Here is a 26,009-nt window from a genome sequence, read left to right as displayed (position 1 = left end):
GTTTTTTTGTTTAAATATCATTGAGTCACTTTTTCTTCAACTTTCGTAGTCCAGTTCAACTCGTCTGCAACTTTACCTGTTTGGACACCTGTCAGTGTATCATAAAGCTTTTTAGAAAGTTCGCCAGTTTCCCCGCTTTGAACAATCATTTCTTCACCATTCCACAAAAATTCACCAATTGGTGATATGACCGCTGCCGTACCCGTTCCAAAGGCCTCTTCCAAGTGACCTAATTTATAAGCTTCATGGACTTCCTCCATCGAAATGCGTCTTTCCGACACGGGAAGACCCCAATGTTTCAGCAATTCAATAATGGAATCACGAGTAATACCCGGAAGGATACTTCCATTTAAAGCAGGAGTGATAATTTCACCATTAATTTTGAAGAAAACATTCATGCTTCCAACTTCTTCGATATACTTTTTCTCTACTCCGTCTAACCACAGAACTTGGGCATAACCCATCTTTTCGGATACTTCCTGGGCTTTTAGGCTCGAAGCATAATTACCGCCCGTTTTGGCTTCACCTGTACCTCCATTAACTGCACGTGTGAAAGCTGACTCCACTGCAATTTTAACTGGATGAATGCCTTCTTTATAATACGAACCTACTGGTGACATGATGATGATGAACTGATATTTATCCGATGGAGAAACTCCAAGATAAGGCTCAGTAGCTATAATGAATGGCCTGATATATAGGGATGTCCCTTCTGCCTGGGGAATCCAATCCTTATCAACGCTAATTAAAGTCTTTAAGGCCTTCAACGCAAAATCAACGTCGATATCCGGTATGCATAATCGGCTATTTGAACTATTTAAGCGTTGGAAATTCTTTTCCGGACGGAATAAGATAATTTCATCCTCTGGTGTCGCATATGCCTTCAATCCTTCAAAAACGGATTGACCATAGTGAAAAATCATAGCTGACGGCTCTAATGAGAGCGGTTGATAAGGAACAATTCTTGGATCATGCCACCCTTGCCCTTGTGTGTAATCCATAATAAACATATGATCGGTAAACTGCTTACCGAACTCAAGCTGGTCCGCCTGTGGTTTTTCTTTCTTTGTTGTACTAAGCGTGATTTGCATGTCATGTTCCTTCATTACCAAAACCCCTTGTTGATTAAATTTACAAGATTTCACTTCCATAAAATCTATCTTTAATTAGTTTACTCCTATCAGGAATCATAGTTCAACCCTTTAAGACGAAATTTTCGGAATTTTTTTAAAATAAATGGGATTTTTTTGATTTCCAGACTATGATTCCTGAAAAAAGATCAATTATTCCTGTAACCACTCAAAAAAATATCAATTCCGATTGTTCGCTAAGGTGTCTTGAAATCGTGAATATTAGATTGATTTTAACAAAATAATTACAATAAAGCCAATGAGAATAATTCTAGTTATTCCATCATGGCACCTTAAGTAAATTCAATCGTTTCCCTTTTTGTAAACAGGAAAATCGATAAATAAAAAGTTGTGCAGCAAATTCGTGATTACAGGTGCTCTAAAAACACTTAGAGCTGATACCTATGTATATTAAAGAACCTAAGAAAATATTTTTTTATTCTGATCCATAAAGTTGGTTTTTTCGTACCATTCCCAATTTTAATCCAATGGAATATAGAGGGAAATTTTTCATGAAATTCAATTTAGTAGTTTACTACTAAATAATAATCTTATATACTTATCCCACGAGATAGATAAAACGCATGCAAAACGATATATTATAGATAAAACGCATGCAACTTTCTTATTTTTGACGAAAAGGGGTAACAACATGACGAAAAACAGATGGTTAATCGCTTTATCCGCTATCGCCATTCACCTTTCCATTGGTGGTGCATACGCATATAGCGTTTACAAAAAACCATTAGTTGAGACTATGGGGTGGTCAGAAACTGAAGTAACGTTAGCATTCACAATAATGATGGCGCTTGCAGGAACTTCTGCTGCCTTCTTTGGTAAATTCGTAGAAAAAAATGGTCCAAGGAAGTCAGCTTTGGTCGCGGCTGTTTTATTCGGTTTAGGACAAGCTGGTTCCGGTTTGGCAGTAATGGTCGATTCACTTCCGCTTTACCTATTGACATATGGGGTTTTAAGTGGACTTGGTATGGGGATTGGGTACATTTCACCAGTATCCACTTTAGTCAAATGGTTCCCAGATCGAAGGGGATTGGCAACAGGAATGGCAGTATTAGGTTTCGGTGCCGGTGCTCTCATTACAGCCCCAGTAGCTGCAAGCCTTATGGAATCCGTTGGCATTTATACTACATATTATATTTTAGGCGCAGGCTATTTCATACTGATGTTTTTAGGTGCATCCTATATTGCACCTCCAAAGGCCAACTGGTTACCTGAAGGAATGAAGAAAGATATTGAGTCCGGTAAGAAAGAACTGAAGAAAGACCTAAGGCAATTATCCGCAAAAGAAGCGGTTAAAACTAAACACTTCTGGATGTTATGGTCCATGAAATTGATAAATACAACTGCAGGGATCATGATGATTTCGGTAGCTTCACCTATGGCTCAAGACGTTGTTGGTCTGTCAGTAGCAGGTGCAGCAACATTAGTCGGTATCATGGGAATCTTTAATGGCGGAGGAAGACTTGGCTGGGCAGCAGCATCCGATTATATTGGCCGTCCAAATGTTTTCGTCATTTTCTTCATCATTCAAATCGGAGCGTTCCTTTTACTTCCAACGACTACAAATACACTATTGTTCCAAGGACTCATCTTGCTGGTCGTTAGTTGTTATGGAGGAGGATTTTCAAATCTCCCTGCTTTTGCCGGGGATTTATTTGGAACTAAGGAAATTGGGGCCATCCACGGTTATCTATTAACTACATGGTCTCTAGGCGGGGTTTGCGGACCAATGTTGGTTACTGCAATCAGGGAAAGTACGAACAGTTACATCCCGGTATTCTACGTTTTCGCAGCATTAATTGCGATAGCATTCGCCATCTCCATCTGGTTGCGTCTGGACATAAAAAAAATGCAAAGAGGACGGAAACAAGGAGTAACGAATACCTTAAGTAAAATATCCTAATTTAAAACCTTTCAAAAAGGCATCATCAAGTAAACTTCCATATCAGGAATTTACATTGATGATGCCTTTTTTAGTTTGTTTATGGCCGTAACGGTGTATTTTTTGGAACAGTGGCACATTAGGATATTTTATGGATTATGTGATCCCACCCGGAATATTTGCTGGTGCAGTTGTGAGCATTTCTTCAACTTAATCGCAGCAGTCTTGGAAATGCAGTTAGCGGTGCAATCCTTGCAGGCGGACTTTATTTTCGACTTATGCAGATAGGTAAACGTCAAAGTGACCTATATATTTTTTAGTTGACCTTCATTTTACAATGAAAGTCTTATTTGAGTTTCCAATGATACTTCATTAAAAAGGCTGTATTCCCATTTCCTTGTTACTGGTCAGCTAGTATTCCTTTTATGTCAAAATTGAAACTGCACAATCGAATTAAAGTTGAATGATAAACGTTCACCTCTATAACAAGTTTTGCAACAAACATTTTGAACAAGTTATATAGTTTAACATTAAGCTAATTCAGGGAATCAAGTAAGAGATGGAAATGGGGGGATTGTCTTGTGGATCAATAAACCGTTTTTCAAATATGCATGCGCGATCATTTTGATCATTTTAATTATTTTTTTACTAGGTAAGATTGATTATGTTCTGCAGCCGCTACAAAAAATCATTGCTGCCATGTTTTTCCCTATTATTGTGGCAGGGCTTTTATACTATATATTACGGCCGGTCGTTAACTTTTTAACTGAATTTATCCCGAGGTCAGCTAGCATTTTCACTGTGTTTTTGATTATATTTAGTATCATTGGGATGGTAAGTTACTTTGGAAGTCCTGTAATCGTGGACCAATTTCAAAAATTATCTGAAAACCTCCCCAGCAAAGTCAAGGAATTCTCTAAAGAATCTGAAGTCATGATTGAAAAAAATGATTTTGGAATGGTTAATATGGAAGATCTTAAAGAAAAAGCGGTCACGCATTTGAAAGATTACTCGGAAAAACTCATTGTGAATGTCAATACCATTTTTTCCACGATCACTAGTGTATTAACAGTATTGGTCATTACACCATTCATTTTATTCTATTTCTTGAAGGATGGAGATAAATTAAGACCATTTCTATTAAAATATATACCGAACGATGTAGAATCTGAGGGGAACACGATTTTAAAAGACGTCGATAAAGCCCTTTCAACTTATATTATCGGTCAATTCATCATATCAATCGTCATTGGGACTTTGATGTATATTGGCTACCTGATCATCGGTATCGATTATGCACTAGTATTAGCCTTATTCGCCATGATTTTTACCGTCGTACCATTCCTTGGTCCATTAATAAGCATCATCCCTGCCCTTTTCATTGCATTACAGCAAGACATTGGGTTGGCAGTGAAAGTTCTCATTGTCCTTATCGTTGTTCAACAGGTCGAAGGGCACTTGGTTACACCGAACATTATGGGAAAACGGCTTAACATTCATCCACTTACCATTATCTTATTGCTGCTTGCTGCAGGATCAATATATGGTTTCATTGGCATTTTAATCGCTATCCCCACTTATTCCGTAGTAAAAACGATAATAGGTAATTTCAGGAAGTTTTATAGATTACGGAAAAGGATTACATAAACAGGTATGGTTGTCTACACACTTAATTAAAGGAGCTGTATCACTAAGAATCCTATTATGAGGTCTTTTCTATAACGTTTCAGACTGTAGACAAATTCAAAGAAAAGCGAGTTTGCCTATAGTCTTTTCTTTTAAAAAAGTTCCAGTTGATTTCCGAAATCCGCTCCCTTTCCGCCGACTGTCTGCCAAGCCTCCTCGACGCAAGCGTCTGTGGGGTCTTGGCTAGCCATTTATTCGGCAGGAGTGTCGCATATTTCTTCAATCTAGTAAGGGTTGTTTCATAAAGCCGTAAAAACATGAAGGACAACCTAGTCTTAAAATCATGGTTCGGGGTGAGACCATTCCGAGTCTCCTTTTGTCGACAAACTAAAAACGTTGATAATTCTATCAACGTTTTTTTAATAATTTTTTAACCCACCGTTTGAAAAACGCTTTGTAGCTTTTCTTTTTTATAACTTGAATGGCATGATTTTGCTTCTCGATATAAATTCCTTCTTTGTTTATGGCATTATTTTCTGCTAATACCAGACCTAAATTGGAATTATAATCCTTGTTTAAGACAATTTTGTAAGGGATATTATGACTCATTGCCAATTTAATATATTTCCCTAGATATTGATAGTCCATTTGACCATTTAAAAACAATTTTGAACGGGGATACTGCTTCATCATTTGCTCTATCTCCGGATATACATTCGCTTCAAAGACTTGGCTTTTTTTTAGGACGATGACGACGCGCTCCCGTAATGTGCCCAGAAATTCCCTTCGTTCACCAGGCTTGATTTCTTTTGGACCATGGATGCCTTGTTCTAGATAGTCCTCCACCTTTAGGCGTGACAATTCTTTCCCACCTCCGCTTTCACTTCAATAATGTATGTAATATGGCCAAAAATAGTGCCCATCATTCTAAGTATGCATAAAAGTAGAAAATGGTCTAGTTTTGAAATTCCCATAGTTAATTAGTCTACCCTTATCTTAAAAAATTGTCACTTTAGCCTCACCTCATGCATAGGATAGTATATGTGTAAATGTAGGTTGCTTAAATGAGGGACGGGGAAAAACATGAAAAAATTAATGCTATTTGTATTGATATTCGCCTTTAGTTTTTTGGGGTTCAGTAATACTTCAGATGCGGCAGCAAGACAACTGATCATCATCAATAAATCCAATAATCAGCTTGCCTATTACGAAAATGATAAATTGGTGAGGGTATTCATCGTGGCGACAGGAAAGAAAGCCTCCTACACTCCTGAAGGAAAGTTCAAGGTAGTGACAAAAATTGTGAATCGTCCCTATTATAAAGGCAACATTAGAGGGGGAGACCCAAAAAACCCTCTAGGTAAAAGGTGGCTGGGGATCAATGCAAGGAATACACCAGGAAATACGTACGCAATACACGGCAATAATGATCCTACTACCATTGGGAAATATATAAGTGCCGGTTGTATTCGTATGTATAACGGTGATGTTCAATGGCTGTACGATAGGGTGAAAATGAACACTGTAGTCTTGATTGCCAATTCGAATAAATCATTTGCCAACATAGCTGCCACGAATGGATATAAAGTGAGCGGATCTGTGAGCCTACCTGTAAATGCAAATGCTACCCTGAAGAAAGGAAGCAGTGGCCCCCAAGTAACTGAACTGCAAAAAAGATTAACTAAACTTGGTTACAGCACTAAAGGAATAGATGGATCATTTGGAAAGAACACTGAATCAGCAGTAAAGAAATTCCAAAAGTCTAAAAAACTTACTTCTGATGGGATCGTCGGACCAAAAACGAAAAGAGCGCTTGGACTTAAATAATTTTCCTTACCGATATCCACTTTTAGAGGATATCTTTTTTTATGTTTTAACTGTACAACCTATACATTATTACCCATATCGTCTTTAATTTTCCTCCATCAGTTATTGACTTTATGTTATAATTTATACATCAACAGCTAATCATAATCGCACTGTCATTACATACAAGGAGGTAATACGAATGTACGATGAAATTCTCGTAACATCCATTAAAGCAATTTTTGTAATTGGAACCATCGCGATGTTTGTGATATTAGGATTCGTAAAAGGACGCCGCTTTTAACTTTATCTTAAATATCCTCACTTACCTGATTACATGTATAATTTCATATGGGTAATCAGGTTATTTTCACTCAGAAAAAAAGCATATCCTCTCTGGGCATGCTTTTCCTTACCAATTCCAATAATCCGTTTTATCTAAAAGTTGGTCGATGTCAAATGTATCAAGATGAAATGGAACTGACTCTTCTGCAATCGCTTCAGTGGCTAATAATAATTGGTCGATATCAATAATGGCCAAAACAGTCCTCTCCCTTTTTTAACGGTGTTTACCCTCATTTTTAATACATTAAACATTTCGTTCAAAAGAAATATTATTAGAGGGTATCCATTAAATTTTACATTTGACATTTATTTAAGATGCAGAGAATCTTTTTCAGATCCTTCCGGTGAAAGCGTATGTATCAATTTAACCAGCTTGTAAAAAGTCCCGCTGCAGATTGTTACCTCGGGCAGATTATGAAATATTGATTTTTTATTAATATGATAATTGTCTTTCTCAGGTGAATACACTATAATTTTCTTATTTAAAGATAATGCATATCCAAGCTCATATAGATTACCTTTGCCTGCAGTTAGGAAGATCAGCATGAAATCTGCTTCCTCAATCCCCTTTTTTTCATATTCTCCAATGCCGTCCGTTATTTGGTTTTTCTTATCATTCGTAATTAAATTCAAGTCATTCACACAAGTAAATCCTTTTGAAGCCAATTTCTTGATCAATGATTTTACTTGCTTCAAATTTTTTTCGTCTGATGCTATATAATATTTCACACATACACCTCCAAAATATATAACTATTGATACTTTTTACCTATGTTACCTATACTATACATATTCGTTATAAAGAACGCAATATCTTTACCCAAAAATAAAAAATAATTAAAGGGAATTTTTAATCGAAACAAACAACCATCATTCCTTTTACGGGTAATGATGGTTTGTTAAAAAAAATTTAACACCTGGGTATTTTATCCAGCAGAATCATAATCACCGTCGACCTCGCCTTACTACAAAAAATAATATACTATCTACTAATTAATGGTCTGCATTCCGGGTTACAAAATGTTCATTGAATTTCAAGAAATACAAAATAAAAACCTTGTCCTCTAACCGACAAGGTTTTTTTATTTTTCATATGTGATATTTTCTATTTCAATCCTGAAGGGTGCAGCCTCACATATATTAATTCCCCTATCCAGATTCACCTTTTCCATTTCACTTGCATCCGGGATTGTTTTTTTATCGTGAATAAAATGTTCGACCATGGATTCCAACAGTTCTTGAGCACAAGCTAAGGCATCTACCCGATTCCTACCGCTAACTGAAGAAATGATTCCTTCTCGCCTAAAATCCGGGAAACAAACTTGAACGGAAAAAGAGTCGATGATCAACGGGTGCTTTTCATAATAGAATACGGCTGGATACTCAAAGATTTGAATGGTCAAAATATCATCCCTTCATACAATATTTAGGTTTTTATATTAATTATAACATGAATTTCCATATTATATGGTTTTATTTACTTTTCTTTGTTTGTCAAGTTAATACTTACATTTAATAGGTCGTTATGCCTGTATCAACTACGAAATAAAAAAACACCAGGAAAATCAGAATCACGAGAACATTCAAGATTATTCCAATAATGCTGCACACTTTTCCAGCTGTCACTAACCCATTTCCTGATTCACCAGTAAGCTTAATTTCTTGTTTACTCTTCGATGCAAATATTAAACCTAGAATACCTAATATGATGCCTATGAATGGAATAAACAGGGATAATACCCCCATGATCAATGATACAATCGCTTTGCTATTGCTTGGTTTAATTTCCGACATATATCCCACCTTCTTTCTTCCTTTATATATACGGTTATTAAAACCAAAAGATTCGTTTTTAGTGTACTTATTCATCACTAAATTTCCAAGCTACCCTGCCTGTTAATTCTTCATACATTTGGTCGGATCCATCCATGTAAAAAACCACTCATATCTGAATCGTTGCAGACTTTAGACAAATTCGAAGAATGCCAGTTTGCCAGTTTTTCTAAATAATATTCCAGTTGATTTTAGAAATCCGCTCCCTTTCCTCCGACTGTCTGCCAAGCGTCTGTGGGGTCTCGGCTAGCCAGGTAGTATTCTCGGCAGGAGTGTCGCGAATTTCTTCAATTAGTGAGGTTTCATCCTATATAAATGAATAAAAACCTTGGAGTATAACCAGTCTACTTTTATAATCATGGTCCGGGTTGAGATCAATCCGAACCTCCTTTTGTAGACAAGTAGAAAACGACTCATTTCTGAGTCGTTTTTTCAGGTTCGTTTCAATTCAAGTCTCTGGGCTACCAAAGAAAGACTATAGTTCACAATGAAGTACATGAGTGCTACCAGGATCAAAATCGGTATTAAATACTTTTGACTTTGTCCATATATGATTTGACCATGATGAGTCAGCTCCGGCAAAGAGATGACAACAGCTAAAGAGGTATCCTTTAATAAAGAAATGAATTGGCTGACAATGGGAGGAACCATGCGGCGCAGCGCTTGGGGCAAAATAATATGTATCAATGCCTGTGTATAGCTCAAGCCTGATGAACGGGCAGCTTCCATTTGCCCCTTATCAATGGATTTAAGCCCACTTCGAATGACTTCAGAAAGCATGGCTGACTCGAAAATTGTCAAGGCAACAATGGCTGCTGGAATGATTTCCAGTTTAATCCGTACCTCCGGCAAAGCAAAATACGTAAAAAATATTATTAATAACAGCGGTAAATTACGTACCGTTTCTACAATCAAAGCTAATACTTGTGATAACACCGGCACCTTTGCGTAACGGATTATACCTACAAGCCCGCCAATAATGAAACTTAGAATAATGGATATAAAAGCAACCTGGAGCGTTACCCAAAATCCTTCTAATAAAAATTTAAGATTATCTGGTGTATAGGCACCTGCAAAATCCATATCATGTACCTCCCTCAATTACTCTTAGCCAGACGTTTTTCCAAATAACCAACGCCAAAACTTAAAGGAATGGTAAGTATTAAGTAAAACGCTGCAACGAAAATGTACACATCAAACACGACAAATGTCCTTGAAGAAATCAAATCCCCGTGGTACATGAGATCGAGTCCTGCTACGACAGCTAAAATGGAAGAATTCTTAACTAGATTGATAAATTGGTTCCCTAAAGGAGGAATGACTATTTTAACGGCCTGAGGCAATATGACGAGCCTCATTGCCTGCCCATATGTCAGACCGGAAGAACGGGCAGCTTCCATTTGACCCTTTGGCACGGAAAGTATGCCGGCTCGAATTGCCTCAGCTATGAAAGATGAAGTGTAAATGGTCAAGGCTAATGTCCCTGCGTATAGACCGCTTAGTTTAAGACCGAGAAAAAAGAAAAAGGTAATGATCAATAACGGTATGTTCCGAATGAACTCGACATAGGCGGTACCCAGCCAGTTTAGTGGCTTTATCGGCGCAATCCGCATGATAGCAATAAGCACACCAAGAATCAAACTCGCTACCAACGCGATCAAACTCGACATGATCGTATTTTTAAAGCCCAATAAATACATACCCATATTCTCTGTTAAAATGGAGAAATCAAGCACGGCAAACACTCCTTTAACTAGTAAGGATGAGCAAAACGCTCATCCTCACAGACAAATGTTCAAATGTTTTTTAAGGTCAGCTTCCCTTATACATTTGCTAAAATGTTTAATGTTTAATCCATTTATCATGGATTTCATCGTACTTGCCTGAATCTTTAAGTGACTTAAGGGCTTTATTCAACTCGTCAACAAAGTCAGCATTTCCTTTTTTCACAGCAATTCCATAAGGCTCTTCCGTAAATGTACCGCCAACAAGCTCATAACTTGGATCTTCATCTGCCATTCCATAAAGGATGGAATCATCCGTGGTCAATGCATCCCCTTGTCCGGATTTAAGTGCAGCGAACGCTTCGGAATAGTTTTCAAATTCAAGCACTTGTGCTTCAGGAGCCTTTTCACGGATATTTATGGAAGAAGTAGAGCCCTTGACGGCCAATACCTTTTTCCCTTTTAAGCTATCAATACCCTTGATATCGCTGCCCTTTTTGACTAACAAAGATTGTCCGGCATCAAAGTAAACATCAGTGAAGTCAACTTCTTTTTTACGATCTTCCGTGATTGTCATGGTCGCTACAATCGCATCGATATCACCATTATTCAATAATGCCATCCTTGTCTTAGAAGTCACTTCTTTAAATTCAACTTTATTCTCATCACCAAGGATTTCTGCTGCAAGAGCTTTGGCGATATCAATATCAAAGCCTTCTACATCTCCAGTACTAGGATTTTTCAATCCGAATAGCCTTGTATCATTTTTTACACCAAAAACGATTTTATCTTTTTCCTTAACTTGCGTGAGAACATCTTTTTCTTTGTCTTTACCTCCACCCTCTTCAGCTTTGTCTGAATCATTCCCCCCGCCGCATCCAGCTAATAAAATGACAGCCAGTAATGATAGCAAAGATAATTTTAACCATTTCTTTTTCTTCAACATGAAATTCACCCCTGTTTTTTATTTAATGATTTAATATACGGCTAAGGAATAAACGAGCCCTCTCTTCACGAGGATTTGCGTAGAACTCAGCCGGTGATGCCTCTTCTAAAACCCTGCCTTCATCCATGAAAACGATTCGATCCGCAACTTCACGGGCAAATCCCATTTCGTGCGTAACCACCACCATCGTCATTCCTTCATGGGCAAGTGCTTTCATTACATCCAATACCTCGCCAATCATTTCTGGATCCAAGGCTGAAGTAGGTTCATCAAATAGCATGATTTCGGGCCCCATTGCCAAACCTCTGGCAATCGCTACCCGTTGCTGCTGTCCACCTGAAAGCTGAGAAGGAAATGAATTCGCTTTATCTCCAATCCCCACTTTGTCCAGATACTTTAGTGCAATCTTTTTCGCTTCCTCTTCGGTTTGTCCTAAAACCTTCCTGGGAGCAAGCATGATATTCTCGAGCACGGTTTTATGAGGATACAAGTGAAAATGCTGGAAAACCATCCCGATATTCCGACGGAGTTTGTTTATGTCCGTTTTTTTATCCGCTACATTTAAACCATTTATGGAAAGGGAACCTTCCGAAATGGTCTCTAGACGATTAATGCATCGAAGCAGTGTACTTTTCCCTGATCCGGATGGTCCGATGACCACTACCACTTCCCCCTTCTTAATTGTAAGATTAATTTCCTTCAATACATGGAAATCTCCATAATACTTATTCACTCGGTCAAAAACTATCATAATTAGCCCCCCGCCCATAATCAATCTACCAAAACTGAAAATTTATAATAATCAGAATTCTAAAAGCGTAATATAGCATTCTCTTAAATCGAATCAAATCTTATGTATAATCCTTTCTTCAAATATTATTTCCCAATATTCGATAGTGATAGCGAAACGACCATTTTTATTGTTATTTTAAACTAGTAATTTAAATAATATATTCAATATTCACATTTTTAATTATATATAATTTTTCTTAAAATTACCATATAAACTTTAAATTGTTAAAAACAATATCATATTTCATGATATTATTGCTATATTTCATAAAAATGATAAATTTAAACTGATAATCCTTGAACCATTCCCTCTTTTTGTAAAAAATCATTTATTTCCCATAAGCACAACGAGCTTTTATAAATACGCACGATAAAAAAAGACAGCAATTGATTGCTGTCTTTTTCATCATTCCAATAATGCATCTTCAAATGGTGCTGAATATAAACCTCTTGGCGCCAGCATATCCGTATCCGATTCGCGGATTTCCCCACCGAGGGTATATGGACCTGCTGGAAAAAAATCAAACATTTCACTTTCCTTATGTATGATCAAGAAATAATCGTATAAATCATCCATAAGTTCCTGATGTTCATCTATTTTCATGATTTCGCCAAATTCATCAATTTCAAAGTTTTCATTAATCGCATCTTGAAGTTCCTCATTATTTGAATACGCGATATAAAAATCGACATCTCCGCACTCCATGCATAGCAAGAGTTTTTCTTCTAGTGCTTCTTCATAGGTTTTCAGGACGATTTCCTTTAAAATGGCATCAATCTTTCCAGTATTAGTCAGTTTAACTTTAGTCTGAAACACAAAACCCCTCCAATCAAATACAGGCATTTAAAAAAGCAAACGCCAGTTTAACAAGCTCACCCTTTAATATTAAATGAGATTGTTGAAAATCATTTTCCAATTAACACCTAAATCAAAGTCCCTAAGTTCGTTTACTAACCGCGATGGGAAACTAGCCCTAGACTTGGTCATCAAGGGCAATACATGTAATCTGTCCGGACCCCTTATTTTTAATTAGATAGCCCGCTTCGTGTATATAATAAGTTTGCCCACATAATTAGAATGATAATCTCCTATAATACAAAGAAAAAGATGATTGGAAGCGTAATCAGGCTTAATGATGTACTAATGAACGTAGCACTTGATACGAATTCAGGCTCCGTATTGAATTGGAGCGCATACATCGTAGTGTTGGCCGCCGTTGGCATGGCAGCTACGATGATCATGATATGCCTGACCATTTCACCCACTGGCAAGGCAAGTGATAGCAGGAAGGCAATGGCTGGTGAAACGGCAAGTTTAAGAAGTAGCGAAACCGATAGTTTTCGATAGGCAATTTTCTTCAAGGAAATGTTGGCCAGCTGCATTCCCAGTGTAATCATGATGGTTGGGATCGCTGCATTTGCAACAAGGTTAATAGCTTCCATTACCGAATTGCTTAAAGGTATGTTCACGAACTGAAATACTGTACCGGCAATAGCTCCATAAACAATCGGCATCCGAAATACTGCTTTAATCGCTGTTTGAACTCCGTTACCTTCCGGGCTGCCCTTTGCTGCAAAATAAATGCCTATTGTGCACATCACCAACTGCTGTCCCACCATAAGGATGATTGCATAATCGAGTCCTGCGGCTCCGAATAACAGGAAAATCACGGGTGTTCCGTAATTCCCGTTATTCATGAAGGCCGATGCCAATATCATGCCGCTTGTCTCAGTGACTGTATAATTACGGAAAAAAGATATGATGTAGACTACTAGTATGAGAGAAAGACAAAGTACTATCGTGAATAAGAACAGGTAAAAATAATTTATCGTAAATTCTGCGGAATAAAAAGTTCGGAATACAAGAAAAGGTGACATTAAATATAATGCCATCGTGGAAATCGATTTTGTATCAAGTTTAAACTTTTTCTGACCGATGAAACCTAAAACAAATATACCGAATATCGGTAAAAGAACTCCCAAAAACCCCATGCATATCACCTTCATAATTCTAATGTTTTTCTTCTAACAATATCAGTTTTATAATTATTTGTAAAAATTCTTTTAAACCACTTTTGATTGCCGTCATATATTCTAACACAAAATGATTTTTTTTTATTTTCAGAAAATAATATTCTATTTCCGCGTCCATATGGTATATTATTCATTATATTTACGTTAATAAACGTAACATTAACACTTTTGGTTATTAATATATGAAGGGGTGTTTTTTAGTGGATGTAAAATTCATGGAGATGGCTGTTCGGCTTGCATATGAAAATGTTTTGGCAAAGAACGGAGGACCTTTTGGTGCTGTAATCGTAAAAGATGGCAAAGTCGTAGGAAGAGGATGTAATAATGTGACAACAGCCAACGATCCTACAGCTCACGCCGAAGTACAGGCGATTCGTGATGCATGCAGGAATCTCGACAGCTTCCAGCTTACAGATTGTGAAATATATACTAGCTGCGAACCTTGCCCCATGTGCATCGGTGCTATTTATTGGGCACGTCCAAAAGCCATTTATTACGCATGTACTAAAGAAGACGCTGCACTTATTGGCTTTGATGATCACTTTATATACCAAGAACTTGCCCTGCCAATGGAAAATCGCACGATTAAAATGGAACAAATGTCTTTTAATAACCACGATTTACCATTCCGAACATGGGAAACCAACACTGAAAAAATGAAATATTAACCTGTTGCCAAAGGGGTTACTAATATGAAAAAAAATTTGCTTAAAAGGAGAATAGACGTTGCGGCGGGCAGAACACCTGCAGATTGTGTCATTAAAAACGGGAAAATCATAGATGTTTTCAATGGCGATACCTATACAGGCGACATTGCTATCGTCGATGGTTTTTTTGCTGGTATTGGGCGTTATGAGGGTATTTCAGAAATCGATGCAGCAGGAAAATTCGTATGCCCTACATTCATTGATGGCCATGTACATATTGAATCTTCAATGGTCAGGCCTTCTGAACTCGCAAAAATCCTCCTTTTACATGGTGTGACCAGCATCGTTGCAGATCCTCATGAAATTGCCAATGTTTCTGGAAAAAAGAGCTTGGAATATATGATTGAACAATCCGATCAACTTCCTTTTGACTTTTACTTCATGATGCCATCTTGTGTACCTGCTACGGAGTTTGAACATTCTGGTGCTGTCTTAAGAAGTGAAGATTTAATTTCATTTTATCAAAACCAAAGAGTGCTCGGTTTAGCCGAAGTCATGAATTTCCCGGCAGTTTCAGATACGGATGAGGATATGCTGCAAAAAATATATGATGCTAATAGACTAGGCAAAAGCATTGATGGCCATGCAGCAGGATTATCCGAACAACAGCTCGATGTTTATATGAGTGCAGGCATTAAAACCGATCATGAATGCACTACAGCGGAAGAGGCAAAAGAAAGACTGCGTAAAGGAATGTATCTTATGATCAGGGAAGGCACCGTTGCCAAAGACTTAATAAACCTGATTCCAGTTATTAATGAGAAGAACTCCCGCCGTTGTTTATTCGTCACCGATGACCGGCACCTAGATGATATTGTATCTGAGGGGAGTATCGATCACAACGTTCGACTTTCCATAGAAACAGGTGTCCCGCCAATTACCGCCATTCAAATGGCGACCATTAATGCAGCAGAATGTTTTGGTTTAAAGGAACATGGTGCAATTGCACCTGGATACAAGGCAGACTTTCTTCTATTGGATGATCTTGATTCTATCATCATCCACTCGGTCTATAAAGAGGGAAAGCTTATGGTGCAAAATAATCGTTTACTTAACTTTCCAGATGTAAAGGAACAGGTTATTGACGACGGATTGAAGCACTCTGTTCAATTTCATGAAATAACGGAAGGTGATTTGGCGATACCTTTTAATAATGAGTTCGCTAATATTATTGAAATAACTCCAAACAGCTTGATTACAAAGCATTCGATTGAACCGGTCACACTTAATCTTGAAGGTCTATTCCAGTTCTCCGAACATGTTGATCATATAAAACTTGCTGTTATTGAAAGGCATCATATGACGAAACAATTAGGTCTTGGAATCGTCAAAGGGCTCGGGTTGAAATCAGGAGCAATTGCCACGACAGTAGCCCATGATTCACATAATTTGATCATTGCCGGGACGAGTGACCAGGATATGCTAATGGCAGCTAAGGAAATCAAAAAAATGCAGGGTGGATTGACCGTAATCCAAAATGGGGAAATACTCGCTTCCCTTCCCCTTCCAATAGCGGGATTGATGAGTGAATGCAATTATATGGATGTGGTTCATTCATTGAAAAAAATCGACGTTGCCCTATTGAAACTCGGAGCAAACAGGCATTTCAACCCTTTTCTTACACTTGCATTCTTGGCTTTACCTGTCATCCCTGAAATTAAACTCACGGATCAGGGTTTATTTTCCGTTTCCGAATTTAGGCATATTCCTATCGAAGCCTCAAAGCCAGTCGATAAAATTTGACCCCCCTAGTCGGGGTTTTTTTCTTTTCACCCAATAATTTTTAAATGAAAAAGGTTCTAACTCAACTAAAACCGGGAAAAGGATATAATGGGTATCATTTATGTTAAAATAAAAATAAACACAAATCTTTCTTGGAGGAGATAATATGGCAAAACATGATCAACAGAACATCATTGGATACATAGGTACTTACACAAAAGGAAACAGCGAAGGTATTTACCGCTTTACTTTAGATACAGAAGAAGGAAAACTCAGTACACCGGTTCTTGCAGCAGAATTAACCGATCCGACTTATGTCGCCATCAGCCAGGACAAAAAAAATCTCTACGCCATTTTAAAAGAAGCGGGTAGCGGTGGAGTTTCAGCCTATTCGATTAATGAAGAATCAGGTGAGCTTACCTTCTTGGGCAAACAACTGACACCAAATGGCTCTTCCTGCCATATAAGTGTCGACAGCAAGAAAAAGGTCTTGGTCACTTCCAGTTATGGAGAAGGCGTGATTGAATCATATCCGCTTCATGATGATGCGACCCCTTTGCCTGTATCATCCACTGTTCAACATGAGGGTCAAGGACCGAATGTTGAACGTCAGGAAAAAGCACACACCCACTTCGCTGGTTTCACTCCGGATGAAAGGTTCATTGCTGTAGTCGACCTCGGAATAGATAAAGTAATAACCTATAAAATAAATAGTGGGGTTTTGGAAGAAGTAAACAGCTTATCAGTTGCTCCCGGCAGCGGACCACGGCATTTGACCTTCCACCCAAACGGAAAATTTGCGTATGTCATGGCAGAACTTGTACCAGAAGTCATTGTTTTGAGCTTCGATGGTCAAACCGGAAGTTTTTCTGAATTACAAACGGTTCGCACCGTCCCGGAAGATTTCAAGGAAAATAACCAAGGAAGCGCGATTCATATTTCTGGTGACGGGCAATTCATATATGCCGCAAACCGCGGACATGATAGTATTGCCGTTTACCAAATCAATCAAGAAACAGGCAAACTGGCATTCGTGGAACTGGTTTCTACCGAAGGACATTGGCCACGTGATTTTTCATTGGACCCTAGCGGAAAATTTCTGATCGCTTCTAATGAACAATCAGGAAACCTGACACTTTTTGCACGGAATGAACAGGACGGAAAACTAACATTAATGCAAAAAGATGTTCAAGTTCCCTTCCCTGTTTGCGTAAAATTCTTATAATCTATAATAAAAAGGATGGAAGCTTGCACTGCAGCTTCCATCCTTTTTTATTATCCTTCTTTAATTCCATTTCTCCGCCATTTCGGGAAAATCTATAAATGGGTTACGATTACCCTGCATTTCATGTATAGCCTGGTTTCTATGTTTTTCATAAGTGCTGACGGGAAAAAGCCGATGCCATTCCAAAAGCAGTGCCAGGTCAATTTTGCCGCTATCGAGGATTCCCTCATATCTGAGTAAAAAGTACAAAGTAGCCCTCGCCACGATGCCTTTTCCGTATTCTGGCTCGAATTTACCTTCTTCTGATTTCCCGCAACCCGCCTTTATTCCGGCAGCCGATTTTTCAGGGATATAATCCTCAAAATCATGGTATGGAAAGTTACTCCGGCTGCTGTTACAAGTTGGTTCACAGGCAAACAGATGATGCAAATCCCCCCTCATCGGTTCTTTTTTATCGAACCATGATTGAGGTACGACATGTTCACAATTAACGAGAATGTTCTCCGAATTTGTTGATTCAATACCTCTTGACATCATTTCTAGTATACGGATATCTTCCTCAATGACTTTTACAGGATCCATCCCTTTACCGGAGTACAGACTTTTCAGCTGGCCATTTTCCTGTAAGTCCACCCATGGGTAAACATGACGATGTGGTGAGTAGTTCAGCTGGTTTTTATGGGTTGCCACAAGTAGGTCCTTCAATCCTTCTCGGTCCAAGGAACCATCTTTGTAGTATGCTAGCTTAAGTTCGTGATCTTTGGTTTCATCATAGTATTCACGGCTTTCATTGAAGTTGACTAGTTCAGCCATTGCCATTTCCCGTTCTTTTTCAAGTACTTCAAAACTATACTTCATCCACTCATCCCCCCGCTTCTATTAAAACCTAACTTTTACCATAATTTAAGTTTAATAGAAATCGACCGAGAAAAAAAGGTGCTTTAGAAGGGTCTAACGAAGAATTTCTATAAAATGGGTAAGGATTTTCGCCGTCATTCCCCAGATTACCCGGCCATTATATAAGTAAAAATATTCTTCCATCTGTTTCGGCTGCCATTTATAATTCTCCCCGCCAACGACTAAATCATGGGGGAAGTTTTCATGCGGTTCCACTTTATATTTGACATGATAAATTTCTGGCGGTTTTTCCATGAAAAAGGATAGCGGGACCGTAAAAATGGTTTCTACCTCAGCTGGATTAGGTATTATCCGTTGATGGTTACGAACAAACCCTGCATAAGGATAGACAATCATCCCAAATGGGGATACCAAATAATCGATTGGAAAGACATTATCGATATCTTCTTTTCCCAAATTAAGTTCCTCATATGTTTCCCTTAGGGCAGCCGCCTGTTCATCATGGTCCAGCTTGTCTATTTTCCCGCCTGGAAAACATATATCCCCCGGCTGCCTCCTCAGTTTGTGTGAACGCTCTTCGAAAAGAACATGAATTCCATCTTCTTTTTCTATAAGCGGTACCAATACAGCATACTTTGAAAAATTCCCACTCCCCAAAATTTCAGGGATATGTAATGTTAGTTTTTTTGTTATATCTTCATTATTCATGTCACTCACCTCTTCTGCCGGTTATATGGATTTTCTACCACTCCTTATCATTCCATTTTCGAACATCCGCTATAACTAAGCAAGGAAAACGATTCCAAAATATCGCCTTAAATTCATAATAGATTTCTTTTCCTCTTATTCTTCCTTGATCATAGACAAAGCACCGTTCAAAGTTCTGAACGGTGCTAAAACTAAACGCTGCTGGCTCATTTAAAAAGCAAAGTATGGATGCAATCTTTCTTCAATAAATAGTGTATCAACAGGTACATACAACTGATTTAATACTGAATTTTCAGTTTTTTACCATCGCCTTATTTTCATAGTTCAGCTAGCGTTCGCTTTACCGTCGTTATGATGAATGAAAAATCCTCTTCAGTTATACTAAGTGGGGGAGCAAGAGTCAGGACATTATTGAAACCTGCGACTGTATCACCATTTTTACCTATGATCAGCCCCTTTTCTTTGCATGATGCAATCACTTTATTGATTTTGGAAAGTTCGATCGGTTGTTTTGTCAGTTTATCTTCCACTAGTTCAATCCCTACCAACAAACCTTTCCCTCGCACATCCCCAACATTGGGATGTGTTTTAATTTCTTCAAACTCTTTCAGAAAGCGCAGCCCTAACTCCTTAGACCGTTCTATAAGATTTTCATTTTCATATATTTCAATATTCTTCAAAGCGACGGCACATGCAGCCGGATTGCCGCCAAATGTATTTACATGCCGAAAGCGGTCATATACGTCTGAGCCAATATACGCTTCATAAATTTCACGTTTGACGGCTGTAGCGGATAATGGCAGATAAGCGCTCGTGATTCCCTTAGCCATTGTTACGATGTCTGGTTTTACATCATAGTTCATAAATCCGAATTTCTTACCAGTACGGCCAAACCCGCAAATGACCTCATCCGAAATGAGCAGGACTCCATTTTTTTCACAAATTTCTTTGACACGTTTCATATAACCATCAGGCGGCATCAAAATTCCGCCCCCAGTGATGATTGGTTCCATAATGACCGCAGCCACCGTTTCGCTCAGCTCCCATGTAATGGTACGTTCAATTTCCGCTGCACTTTTTTCACCGCTTTCATCCTCTGGATTTCGGTAAGAATCTGGCGGTGATACATGAAGAAATCCTGGGGCGAGTGGTTCATATTTATATTTTCGTTGCGCCTGCCCGGTAGCTGACAGGGCTCCCATTGAATTGCCATGATAACCGCGATAACGGGAAATGAATTTATAACGTCCATGTTCACCTTTTTGCTGATGATACTGCCGCGCAATTTTAAAAGCAGCCTCATTTGCTTCTGAACCGCTGTTAGAGAAGAAGATCACATAATCCCCACCAAGCCATTCATTTAATTTCTCTGCCAGCTTAATAGCCGGAATGTGGCTATTCGTTAAAGGGGCATAAGGAAGTTCTTTCAGCTGCTCGTAAGCTGCTTCAGCCAGTTCCGTGCGGCCATAACCAACGTTGACACACCATAAACCTGACATCCCATCCAGGAAGCGATTCCCATCAACATCCGTAATCCATGCTCCTTGCCCGTTTTTAATCACCATTGTCCCAGGGCTGGGTTCAGCCCCTTTCATATGATGCCACACATATTTACCATCGATCGCTTTAAGATCCTGACCCTGTTTTTCAACCTGCATAAGCTACTCTCCTCCTAAAAAGATGTATAAAGGAAGGCCGACCACAATTTGAGCCGACCCGCTTTTTCCTATCAGTATCTTGCCGTTAACATTTTCTTTCTACTGTAAAATTCCACTCCGTCTTTCCCGTTGGCATGAAGGTCTCCATAAAATGAACTTTTATAGCCGGAAAATGGAAAGAATGCCATTGGCGCGGGTACCCCAAGATTAATACCAAGCATCCCTGCATCAATTTCTTCGCGAAATTCCCGGATGGCTTTTGCACTATCCGTGTAGAGGCAGGCACCATTGGCAAATTCGGATTGATTGGTCAATTCGATTGCTTCTTCAAGGGTATTGACCCGTACTATGGATAAGACAGGAGCAAAAATTTCATCCTTCCATATTTTCATGTTTGTTTTTACATGATCAAATAATGTCGGTCCAACGTAATAGCCATTTTCCTGATCGCCTTCATTCCTGCCATCACGAAGGAGGACAGCTCCTTCTTTCTCCCCGATTTCAATATATTGTTCCGTTCTCTTTTTATGACTATCACGAATCACAGGCCCCAGGAAAACGTCCTTATCCATTCCATTTCCAATCTTGATGTCATCCGCTGCAGCCTTTAATCTCTCAACGAGCGAATCTCCGACTTCCCCCACCGCAACAACCACAGACGCAGCCATGCAGCGCTCGCCTGCAGATCCGAAAGCGGCATTCGTAATGTTCGTTACCGCATTATCCAAATCAGCATCAGGCATGACGATTGAATGATTTTTCGCTCCTGATAAAGCCTGGACACGTTTTTTATTGGCAGCTGCCGTTTTGTATACATACTCTGCGACAGGCTGGGACCCAACAAATGATACCGCTTTAATGTCTTCATGTTCCAATATCCCATTCACGACATCGTGGGCACCATGGACAATATTGACAACACCATCCGGAACACCGGCTTCCGTCAATAATTCCACAAGTCGGTTGGCTAATAGCGGTGTCCGTTCTGAAGGTTTTAAGATAAACGTATTTCCACAAGCTATTGCCAGCGGGAACATCCAACATGGCACCATCATCGGGAAATTAAACGGCGTAATCCCTGCAACGACACCCATTGGATAACGATACATGCCAGATTCAATACCTGGGGAAATATCTGGAAGCTGGCTGCCCATCATCAAGGTAGGCGCACCTGCTGCGAACTCCACGCATTCAATCCCGCGCTGAACCTCACCATATGCTTCTGTATAGCTTTTTCCATTTTCGATTGTGACCAGCTTTGCAAGCTCATCCCAGTGTTCTATCAATAATTGCTGGTAACGGAATAAGAAGCGGGCTCTTTTTGGAACGGCGACCTTTTTCCATTCTTTATACGCCTTTTTAGCAACCTGCACCGCTTGGTTTACATCTTCCTTTGTTGAAAGGGGAACGATCGCCAAAGCTTCTCCCGTTGCCGGATTAGGCACTTGTTCATGTTTCGATGTTGTGGAATCCACCCATTTGCCACCGATATAATTTTTCAACGTTTTTACTTCATTTATTACTGCCATTAAAGAAACCCTCCATTTCAACACGATTTTATAGTTTCATTATATTTTTCAAACGGACTTTTTACATTAGACGTTTTGTATAGTTTTTGATTCAATATTTGCACATATTGTTTGTTTTTGATTTTCCAATATTCATAATAATCATGAACAGAAATTCACGCTTCCAAAACCGATGTATTTTTCCTTATTTCATCTTTAATCAGCATACTCCAAAGCCATCATTTTATGATGGAATATAGCTTTAAGTCCTGATGCTTTCCCTTAACAAACATTCCTTTTCTTATGATCCCCTCAAAAGACATACCAGCCTTTTGCATGACCCGTTCTGAACCCAAATTTTCAACGAAGCACCTTGCTTGTATACGAACTAGGTTCATATTTTCAAAGCCAAAGGCGATTATCTTTTGCGCTGCCTCCGTCATCAAGCCACTCCCCCAATATTCGGGTGCAAGCACATACCCGATTTCTGCACTTTGATGATCAACCTGCCATGAAACAAAATCAATAGTACCAATCAACTTACCACTTTCCTTGTGTTCTATGCCCCAGGGAGCGATTTGCTTATCCTCATAATTTTGCAGGATAAATCGGATAAAATCTTTTGTATCACATAGGGAACGATGTGCTTCCCATGTGACGTAACGGGAAACTTCACTGTTGGATGCATAAGCGAACATGTCCTCGGCATCATTCATGGTGACTTTCCTCATGACCAAACGTTTTGATTCTATAATAGGCAGCTGTCCATATATGTCTTTCACGTTCATGAATACACCCCATTCCATTGATTATTAGTATTATAGCAAGATTGTTAAGCAATCGCTTTCCCAATTGAAAGATTATCGAAACTTACGTATAATTCAGAAAAAATGATACTGGAGGATAATTATGCCAAAAAGGAAACTCATAATAAGCCAAAATTTGAATGAGCTCTTATTACAGAAATTTAAGAATCGGTTCCCGACTGGACTGTTATCACTGGAAAATCTCCGGAACTATGGAGAGACCATATAGCCGAGCTGAAGTGATTGCAGGATGGTAAGCGGAGATGTCTGAATCGATTGATGCAAGAGAAGTAAAATGGATCCAGACATGGAGCGTTTCCCCCTGGGAAATTTAGAACAAAAGGATGTCCAGGTTACAACTGCAAACGGTGTTCATACCTATCCCATTTCAGAAACGATTTTCTTGTTAATGCTTGCCTTAACAAGAAAAGTAGATACATATATTAAACAAAGACTTGGCATCACGCACATATGAAGCAGGAAATTCATGAAAAGACCATCGGGATCCTCGGTGTCGGAAAAATCGGAAAGGAAACCGCTAAAATTGCCAAGGCTTTGGCATGACCGTATTAGGAATGCGCCATTCAGGTATATCAGAAGAATTTGTCGATGAGATGTTCACACAAAAACAATTGAATGATCTTCTTCCTAGGTGCGATTATATTTTCGTGTCATTACCATTGACCCCGGAAACACGGAATATGTTCGAAAAAAAAGAATCGAGTTAATGAAACCCTCCGCTTTTTTCATTTATATAGGAAGGAGAAATATCGTCATTCAGAACGAATTGGTTCAAGTGCTTAAAGACAAAGATATTGCGGGTGCTGGACTTGATGTATTTGAAACGGAGCCACTTCCTGAGAATGGCCCATTATGGGAGTTGAACAATGTAATCATCACGCCGCACACATCCGGAAATACGGAGTTTTACGACCAAAGGCTTATTCAGGATATTTTCATGCCGAATTTAAAGAGCTATCTAAATGGTAAAACACCTTCAACAAATTTACTTGATTACAAAAAAGGGTATTAAGAATTGTTCATTGTCTGTGTACATAAATAATCTTCCCTTGTTAGCTTGCAGATTCCGACTTTATCTGTTATATTTAAAAAGAATTATTTTTGTTCGGGAAGATTGATAAGTGAAAAACTTTTCGTCTAATGATTGAGCAAGGGTAGTAACACAATGTGTGGATTCACACTAGGAGGCAACAACAATGGAACAAGGTAAAGTAAAATGGTTTAACGCAGAAAAAGGATTTGGCTTCATCGAACGCGAAAACGGAGACGATGTATTTCGTACATTTCTCAGCTATCCAAAGCGAAGGATTCAAATCATTAGACGAAGGTCAAGAAGTTACTTTTGAAGTTGAGCAAGGTCAACGTGGACCCCAAGCTACTAACGTTCAAAAAGCATAATTTTAAATACAATATATAACGGACCCTACTTGTAGGGTCTGTTTTTTTGATTGAAAAAGCAATCATAAAAAAACCCTATTCACAGGGAATAGGGAACATGAAACAAGTTTAGTAAATGGTAAACCCAGTATAACACACTAAGAAAAGAAACCCTAATTTATCCGAAAAGTAAAAATTATCACGCACTTCCGAAGCCCTGGATTCGCTGACCTTACCATTTATTTCTTATCCACTTCATATGTTCGATCTGTTCCCCATGGGTAAAACGGAGGCATATCTGTGCTGCTTTTCATTTTGAAATCGGCTTTCCTTTTTTCAAGGAAAGCTTCGATCCCTTCTAGTGCATCCGCTTGTTTTCCGGTCCAATGGATCATTTTCGATTCTATTTTGTGTGATTCAACAGGATGGTTTGCACCGAGCATCGTCCACATTAACTGCCGGGATAGCGTCACAGAGACGGAAGATGTATTTTCAGCAATGTCTGTTGCAATTTCCATTGCCGCAGACATCAATTCGTTTGGCTCGACGATCTTGTTTACCAACCTTCCCTCATATGCTTCACTGGCCGAAATCATCCTGCCGGTAAAAATCCATTCGGAAGCTTTACCCATTCCGACAAGTCTAGGTAAGAACCAGCCGCTGCATGCCTCCATCGTTATCCCCCGCCTCGCAAATACAAAACCCATTTTTGCATCTGTTGAAGCAATTCTAATGTCCATGGGCAAAGTCATTGTTATCCCAATTCCGACTGCCGCTCCATTAATGGCCGCTATCATAGGTTTCTTCATCTCAAATATCCGTAATGATAACATTCCCCCTGCATCGCGATATTCAACCAAAGGAGTGTGATCCATAAAGGTTTCTGCACCTTTTTCCAAATCCATTCCAGCACAAAAATCATCCCCAGCGCCAGTTAAAATGACGGCTCGTACGTCATCATTTTCATCCGCCTCATTAAAAGCGTGAATCATCTCCTCACACATCTTTTCATTGAAAGCATTCATTCTCTCAGGACGATTAAGAGTAACAATCATGACACGATCGACGATTTCACTAGTTATCGTGGAATACAATAACAGTCCCTCCTTCTCTCACAAATTGAAACATTCAACAGAATTTAATTTTTACATATAATTACATATTATATGTTTTATTTTCAGATTCCTAGTTATTTATTTTGACATACCGATAAATAATTTAAGTCTGGAGGATAATCGCTTCTTTTCTAAAAATATTTTATATAAATGTGTAAAAAAAGACCA

The 26,009-nt window shown here is 38.8% G+C and carries 24 protein-coding genes and 2 pseudogenes; 8 read left to right on the top strand and 18 right to left on the bottom strand.

Going from position 1 to position 26,009, the window contains the following annotated elements:
• Window positions 1-17: 17 nt before the first annotated feature.
• The gene (locus QFZ73_RS24290; RefSeq protein WP_251437760.1) at window positions 18-1,106 is read right to left on the bottom strand and encodes a branched-chain amino acid aminotransferase; all 1,089 of its coding nucleotides are present in this window, start codon (window positions 1,104-1,106) and stop codon (window positions 18-20) included.
• Between the two features lie 676 nt (window positions 1,107-1,782).
• On the opposite strand from QFZ73_RS24290, the gene QFZ73_RS24285 reads away from it, so the two are divergent.
• Window positions 1,783-3,051 (top strand): L-lactate MFS transporter, encoded by a 1,269-nt coding sequence (locus QFZ73_RS24285; protein WP_307271674.1) that lies wholly within the window; start codon window positions 1,783-1,785, stop codon window positions 3,049-3,051.
• Window positions 3,052-3,609: 558 nt separating this feature from the next.
• Window positions 3,610-4,677 carry an AI-2E family transporter gene (locus QFZ73_RS24280; protein WP_307271670.1) on the top strand — a complete coding sequence of 356 codons (1,068 nt, stop codon included), beginning with the start codon at window positions 3,610-3,612 and terminating at the stop codon, window positions 4,675-4,677.
• A 387-nt stretch (window positions 4,678-5,064) separates the two neighbouring features.
• Here QFZ73_RS24280 and QFZ73_RS24275 read toward each other — a convergent pair whose 3' ends face one another.
• Entirely contained in the window at window positions 5,065-5,517 is a 453-nt protein-coding gene (locus tag QFZ73_RS24275; RefSeq protein ID WP_307271667.1) for a YueI family protein, read from the bottom strand.
• A 222-nt stretch (window positions 5,518-5,739) separates the two neighbouring features.
• Here QFZ73_RS24275 and QFZ73_RS24270 point away from each other — a divergent pair, with 222 nt between their 5' ends.
• Window positions 5,740-6,483 carry a L,D-transpeptidase family protein gene (locus QFZ73_RS24270; protein WP_285847452.1) on the top strand — a complete coding sequence of 248 codons (744 nt, stop codon included), beginning with the start codon at window positions 5,740-5,742 and terminating at the stop codon, window positions 6,481-6,483.
• Window positions 6,484-6,874: 391 nt separating this feature from the next.
• Here QFZ73_RS24270 and QFZ73_RS24265 read toward each other — a convergent pair whose 3' ends face one another.
• From QFZ73_RS24265 to QFZ73_RS24220, 10 genes are all read right to left on the bottom strand, one after another.
• Window positions 6,875-7,003, bottom strand: coding sequence for a hypothetical protein (locus QFZ73_RS24265; RefSeq protein WP_260288268.1), 129 nt, complete (start codon window positions 7,001-7,003; stop codon window positions 6,875-6,877).
• A 110-nt stretch (window positions 7,004-7,113) separates the two neighbouring features.
• Window positions 7,114-7,536, bottom strand: a complete 423-nt coding sequence (locus QFZ73_RS24260) for a nucleoside 2-deoxyribosyltransferase (protein WP_307271662.1) — start codon at window positions 7,534-7,536, stop codon at window positions 7,114-7,116.
• Between the two features lie 353 nt (window positions 7,537-7,889).
• Window positions 7,890-8,210: a type II toxin-antitoxin system HicB family antitoxin gene (locus tag QFZ73_RS24255; protein ID WP_048686335.1), complete on the bottom strand. Its 321-nt coding sequence runs from the start codon at window positions 8,208-8,210 to the stop codon at window positions 7,890-7,892.
• Window positions 8,211-8,319: 109 nt separating this feature from the next.
• Window positions 8,320-8,601: a DUF4190 domain-containing protein gene (locus QFZ73_RS24250; RefSeq protein ID WP_251437775.1), complete on the bottom strand. Its 282-nt coding sequence runs from the start codon at window positions 8,599-8,601 to the stop codon at window positions 8,320-8,322.
• Window positions 8,602-9,072: 471 nt separating this feature from the next.
• Window positions 9,073-9,723 (bottom strand): amino acid ABC transporter permease, encoded by a 651-nt coding sequence (locus QFZ73_RS24245; RefSeq protein ID WP_307271654.1) that lies wholly within the window; start codon window positions 9,721-9,723, stop codon window positions 9,073-9,075.
• Window positions 9,724-9,737: 14 nt separating this feature from the next.
• The gene (locus tag QFZ73_RS24240; protein WP_307271651.1) at window positions 9,738-10,376 is read right to left on the bottom strand and encodes an amino acid ABC transporter permease; all 639 of its coding nucleotides are present in this window, start codon (window positions 10,374-10,376) and stop codon (window positions 9,738-9,740) included.
• Between the two features lie 106 nt (window positions 10,377-10,482).
• On the bottom strand, window positions 10,483-11,310 hold the full coding sequence (locus tag QFZ73_RS24235) for a transporter substrate-binding domain-containing protein (RefSeq protein WP_251437780.1): 828 nt from the start codon (window positions 11,308-11,310) through the stop codon (window positions 10,483-10,485).
• A gap of 22 nt (window positions 11,311-11,332) precedes the next feature.
• Window positions 11,333-12,061, bottom strand: a complete 729-nt coding sequence (locus QFZ73_RS24230; protein WP_307271645.1) for an amino acid ABC transporter ATP-binding protein — start codon at window positions 12,059-12,061, stop codon at window positions 11,333-11,335.
• 447 nt (window positions 12,062-12,508) lie between these two features.
• The gene (locus tag QFZ73_RS24225) at window positions 12,509-12,919 is read right to left on the bottom strand and encodes a hypothetical protein (RefSeq protein WP_307271642.1); all 411 of its coding nucleotides are present in this window, start codon (window positions 12,917-12,919) and stop codon (window positions 12,509-12,511) included.
• 272 nt (window positions 12,920-13,191) lie between these two features.
• A complete protein-coding gene (locus QFZ73_RS24220; RefSeq protein ID WP_307271639.1) occupies window positions 13,192-14,094 on the bottom strand; it encodes an AEC family transporter in 903 nt (300 codons plus the stop codon).
• A 224-nt stretch (window positions 14,095-14,318) separates the two neighbouring features.
• On the opposite strand from QFZ73_RS24220, the gene QFZ73_RS24215 reads away from it, so the two are divergent.
• From QFZ73_RS24215 to QFZ73_RS24205, 3 genes are all read left to right on the top strand, one after another.
• Window positions 14,319-14,804, top strand: coding sequence for a nucleoside deaminase (locus tag QFZ73_RS24215; RefSeq protein WP_251437787.1), 486 nt, complete (start codon window positions 14,319-14,321; stop codon window positions 14,802-14,804).
• 24 nt (window positions 14,805-14,828) lie between these two features.
• Complete coding sequence (gene ade, locus QFZ73_RS24210) at window positions 14,829-16,586, top strand: adenine deaminase (RefSeq protein ID WP_307271636.1); 1,758 nt, start codon at window positions 14,829-14,831, stop codon at window positions 16,584-16,586.
• 145 nt (window positions 16,587-16,731) lie between these two features.
• A complete protein-coding gene (locus QFZ73_RS24205) occupies window positions 16,732-17,790 on the top strand; it encodes a lactonase family protein (RefSeq protein ID WP_251437792.1) in 1,059 nt (352 codons plus the stop codon).
• A 60-nt stretch (window positions 17,791-17,850) separates the two neighbouring features.
• Here QFZ73_RS24205 and QFZ73_RS24200 read toward each other — a convergent pair whose 3' ends face one another.
• The 5 genes from QFZ73_RS24200 to QFZ73_RS24180 all read right to left on the bottom strand — a co-directional run bounded on the left by QFZ73_RS24200 (window position 17,851) and on the right by QFZ73_RS24180 (window position 23,310).
• Window positions 17,851-18,648: an endonuclease I family protein gene (locus QFZ73_RS24200; RefSeq protein ID WP_251437794.1), complete on the bottom strand. Its 798-nt coding sequence runs from the start codon at window positions 18,646-18,648 to the stop codon at window positions 17,851-17,853.
• Between the two features lie 93 nt (window positions 18,649-18,741).
• A complete protein-coding gene (locus QFZ73_RS24195) occupies window positions 18,742-19,356 on the bottom strand; it encodes an NUDIX hydrolase (protein WP_307271628.1) in 615 nt (204 codons plus the stop codon).
• Between the two features lie 317 nt (window positions 19,357-19,673).
• The gene (locus QFZ73_RS24190; RefSeq protein WP_307271625.1) at window positions 19,674-21,014 is read right to left on the bottom strand and encodes an aspartate aminotransferase family protein; all 1,341 of its coding nucleotides are present in this window, start codon (window positions 21,012-21,014) and stop codon (window positions 19,674-19,676) included.
• 71 nt (window positions 21,015-21,085) lie between these two features.
• The gene (locus tag QFZ73_RS24185; RefSeq protein WP_307271622.1) at window positions 21,086-22,543 is read right to left on the bottom strand and encodes a CoA-acylating methylmalonate-semialdehyde dehydrogenase; all 1,458 of its coding nucleotides are present in this window, start codon (window positions 22,541-22,543) and stop codon (window positions 21,086-21,088) included.
• Between the two features lie 218 nt (window positions 22,544-22,761).
• Window positions 22,762-23,310: a GNAT family N-acetyltransferase gene (locus tag QFZ73_RS24180; RefSeq protein WP_307271619.1), complete on the bottom strand. Its 549-nt coding sequence runs from the start codon at window positions 23,308-23,310 to the stop codon at window positions 22,762-22,764.
• Window positions 23,311-23,431: 121 nt separating this feature from the next.
• Here QFZ73_RS24180 and QFZ73_RS29030 point away from each other — a divergent pair.
• Together QFZ73_RS29030 and QFZ73_RS24155 are read left to right on the top strand one after the other, a co-directional pair.
• Window positions 23,432-24,361: pseudogene (locus QFZ73_RS29030) on the top strand (D-2-hydroxyacid dehydrogenase).
• Between the two features lie 184 nt (window positions 24,362-24,545).
• Window positions 24,546-24,747, top strand: a pseudogene (locus QFZ73_RS24155) (cold-shock protein).
• Window positions 24,748-24,965: 218 nt separating this feature from the next.
• On the opposite strand, the gene QFZ73_RS24150 reads toward QFZ73_RS24155, so the two are convergent.
• Complete coding sequence (locus tag QFZ73_RS24150) at window positions 24,966-25,820, bottom strand: crotonase/enoyl-CoA hydratase family protein (protein WP_251437803.1); 855 nt, start codon at window positions 25,818-25,820, stop codon at window positions 24,966-24,968.
• Window positions 25,821-26,009: the final 189 nt, after the last annotated feature.

It is taken from the genome of Peribacillus sp. V2I11 (genome assembly GCF_030817135.1).
Taxonomy (GTDB): Bacteria; Bacillota; Bacilli; order Bacillales; family DSM-1321; genus Peribacillus; species Peribacillus simplex.
The sequence above is the reverse complement of the archived record's forward strand: the minus strand, read 5'-3'. Positions and strand labels throughout refer to the sequence as shown.

Coding starts and splice junctions, on each gene's coding strand:
- QFZ73_RS24290 (WP_251437760.1), bottom strand. CDS start 1,106: ATGAAGGAACATGACATGCAAATCACGCTTAGTACAACAAAGAAAGAA.
- QFZ73_RS24285 (WP_307271674.1), top strand. CDS start 1,783: ATGACGAAAAACAGATGGTTAATCGCTTTATCCGCTATCGCCATTCAC.
- QFZ73_RS24270 (WP_285847452.1), top strand. CDS start 5,740: ATGAAAAAATTAATGCTATTTGTATTGATATTCGCCTTTAGTTTTTTG.
- QFZ73_RS24250 (WP_251437775.1), bottom strand. CDS start 8,601: ATGTCGGAAATTAAACCAAGCAATAGCAAAGCGATTGTATCATTGATC.
- QFZ73_RS24245 (WP_307271654.1), bottom strand. CDS start 9,723: ATGGATTTTGCAGGTGCCTATACACCAGATAATCTTAAATTTTTATTA.
- QFZ73_RS24235 (WP_251437780.1), bottom strand. CDS start 11,310: ATGTTGAAGAAAAAGAAATGGTTAAAATTATCTTTGCTATCATTACTG.
- QFZ73_RS24230 (WP_307271645.1), bottom strand. CDS start 12,061: ATGATAGTTTTTGACCGAGTGAATAAGTATTATGGAGATTTCCATGTA.
- QFZ73_RS24220 (WP_307271639.1), bottom strand. CDS start 14,094: ATGGGGTTTTTGGGAGTTCTTTTACCGATATTCGGTATATTTGTTTTA.
- QFZ73_RS24215 (WP_251437787.1), top strand. CDS start 14,319: ATGAAGGGGTGTTTTTTAGTGGATGTAAAATTCATGGAGATGGCTGTT.
- ade (WP_307271636.1), top strand. CDS start 14,829: ATGAAAAAAAATTTGCTTAAAAGGAGAATAGACGTTGCGGCGGGCAGA.
- QFZ73_RS24205 (WP_251437792.1), top strand. CDS start 16,732: ATGGCAAAACATGATCAACAGAACATCATTGGATACATAGGTACTTAC.
- QFZ73_RS24200 (WP_251437794.1), bottom strand. CDS start 18,648: ATGAAGTATAGTTTTGAAGTACTTGAAAAAGAACGGGAAATGGCAATG.
- QFZ73_RS24195 (WP_307271628.1), bottom strand. CDS start 19,356: ATGAATAATGAAGATATAACAAAAAAACTAACATTACATATCCCTGAA.
- QFZ73_RS24190 (WP_307271625.1), bottom strand. CDS start 21,014: ATGCAGGTTGAAAAACAGGGTCAGGATCTTAAAGCGATCGATGGTAAA.
- QFZ73_RS24185 (WP_307271622.1), bottom strand. CDS start 22,543: ATGGCAGTAATAAATGAAGTAAAAACGTTGAAAAATTATATCGGTGGC.
- QFZ73_RS24180 (WP_307271619.1), bottom strand. CDS start 23,310: ATGAACGTGAAAGACATATATGGACAGCTGCCTATTATAGAATCAAAA.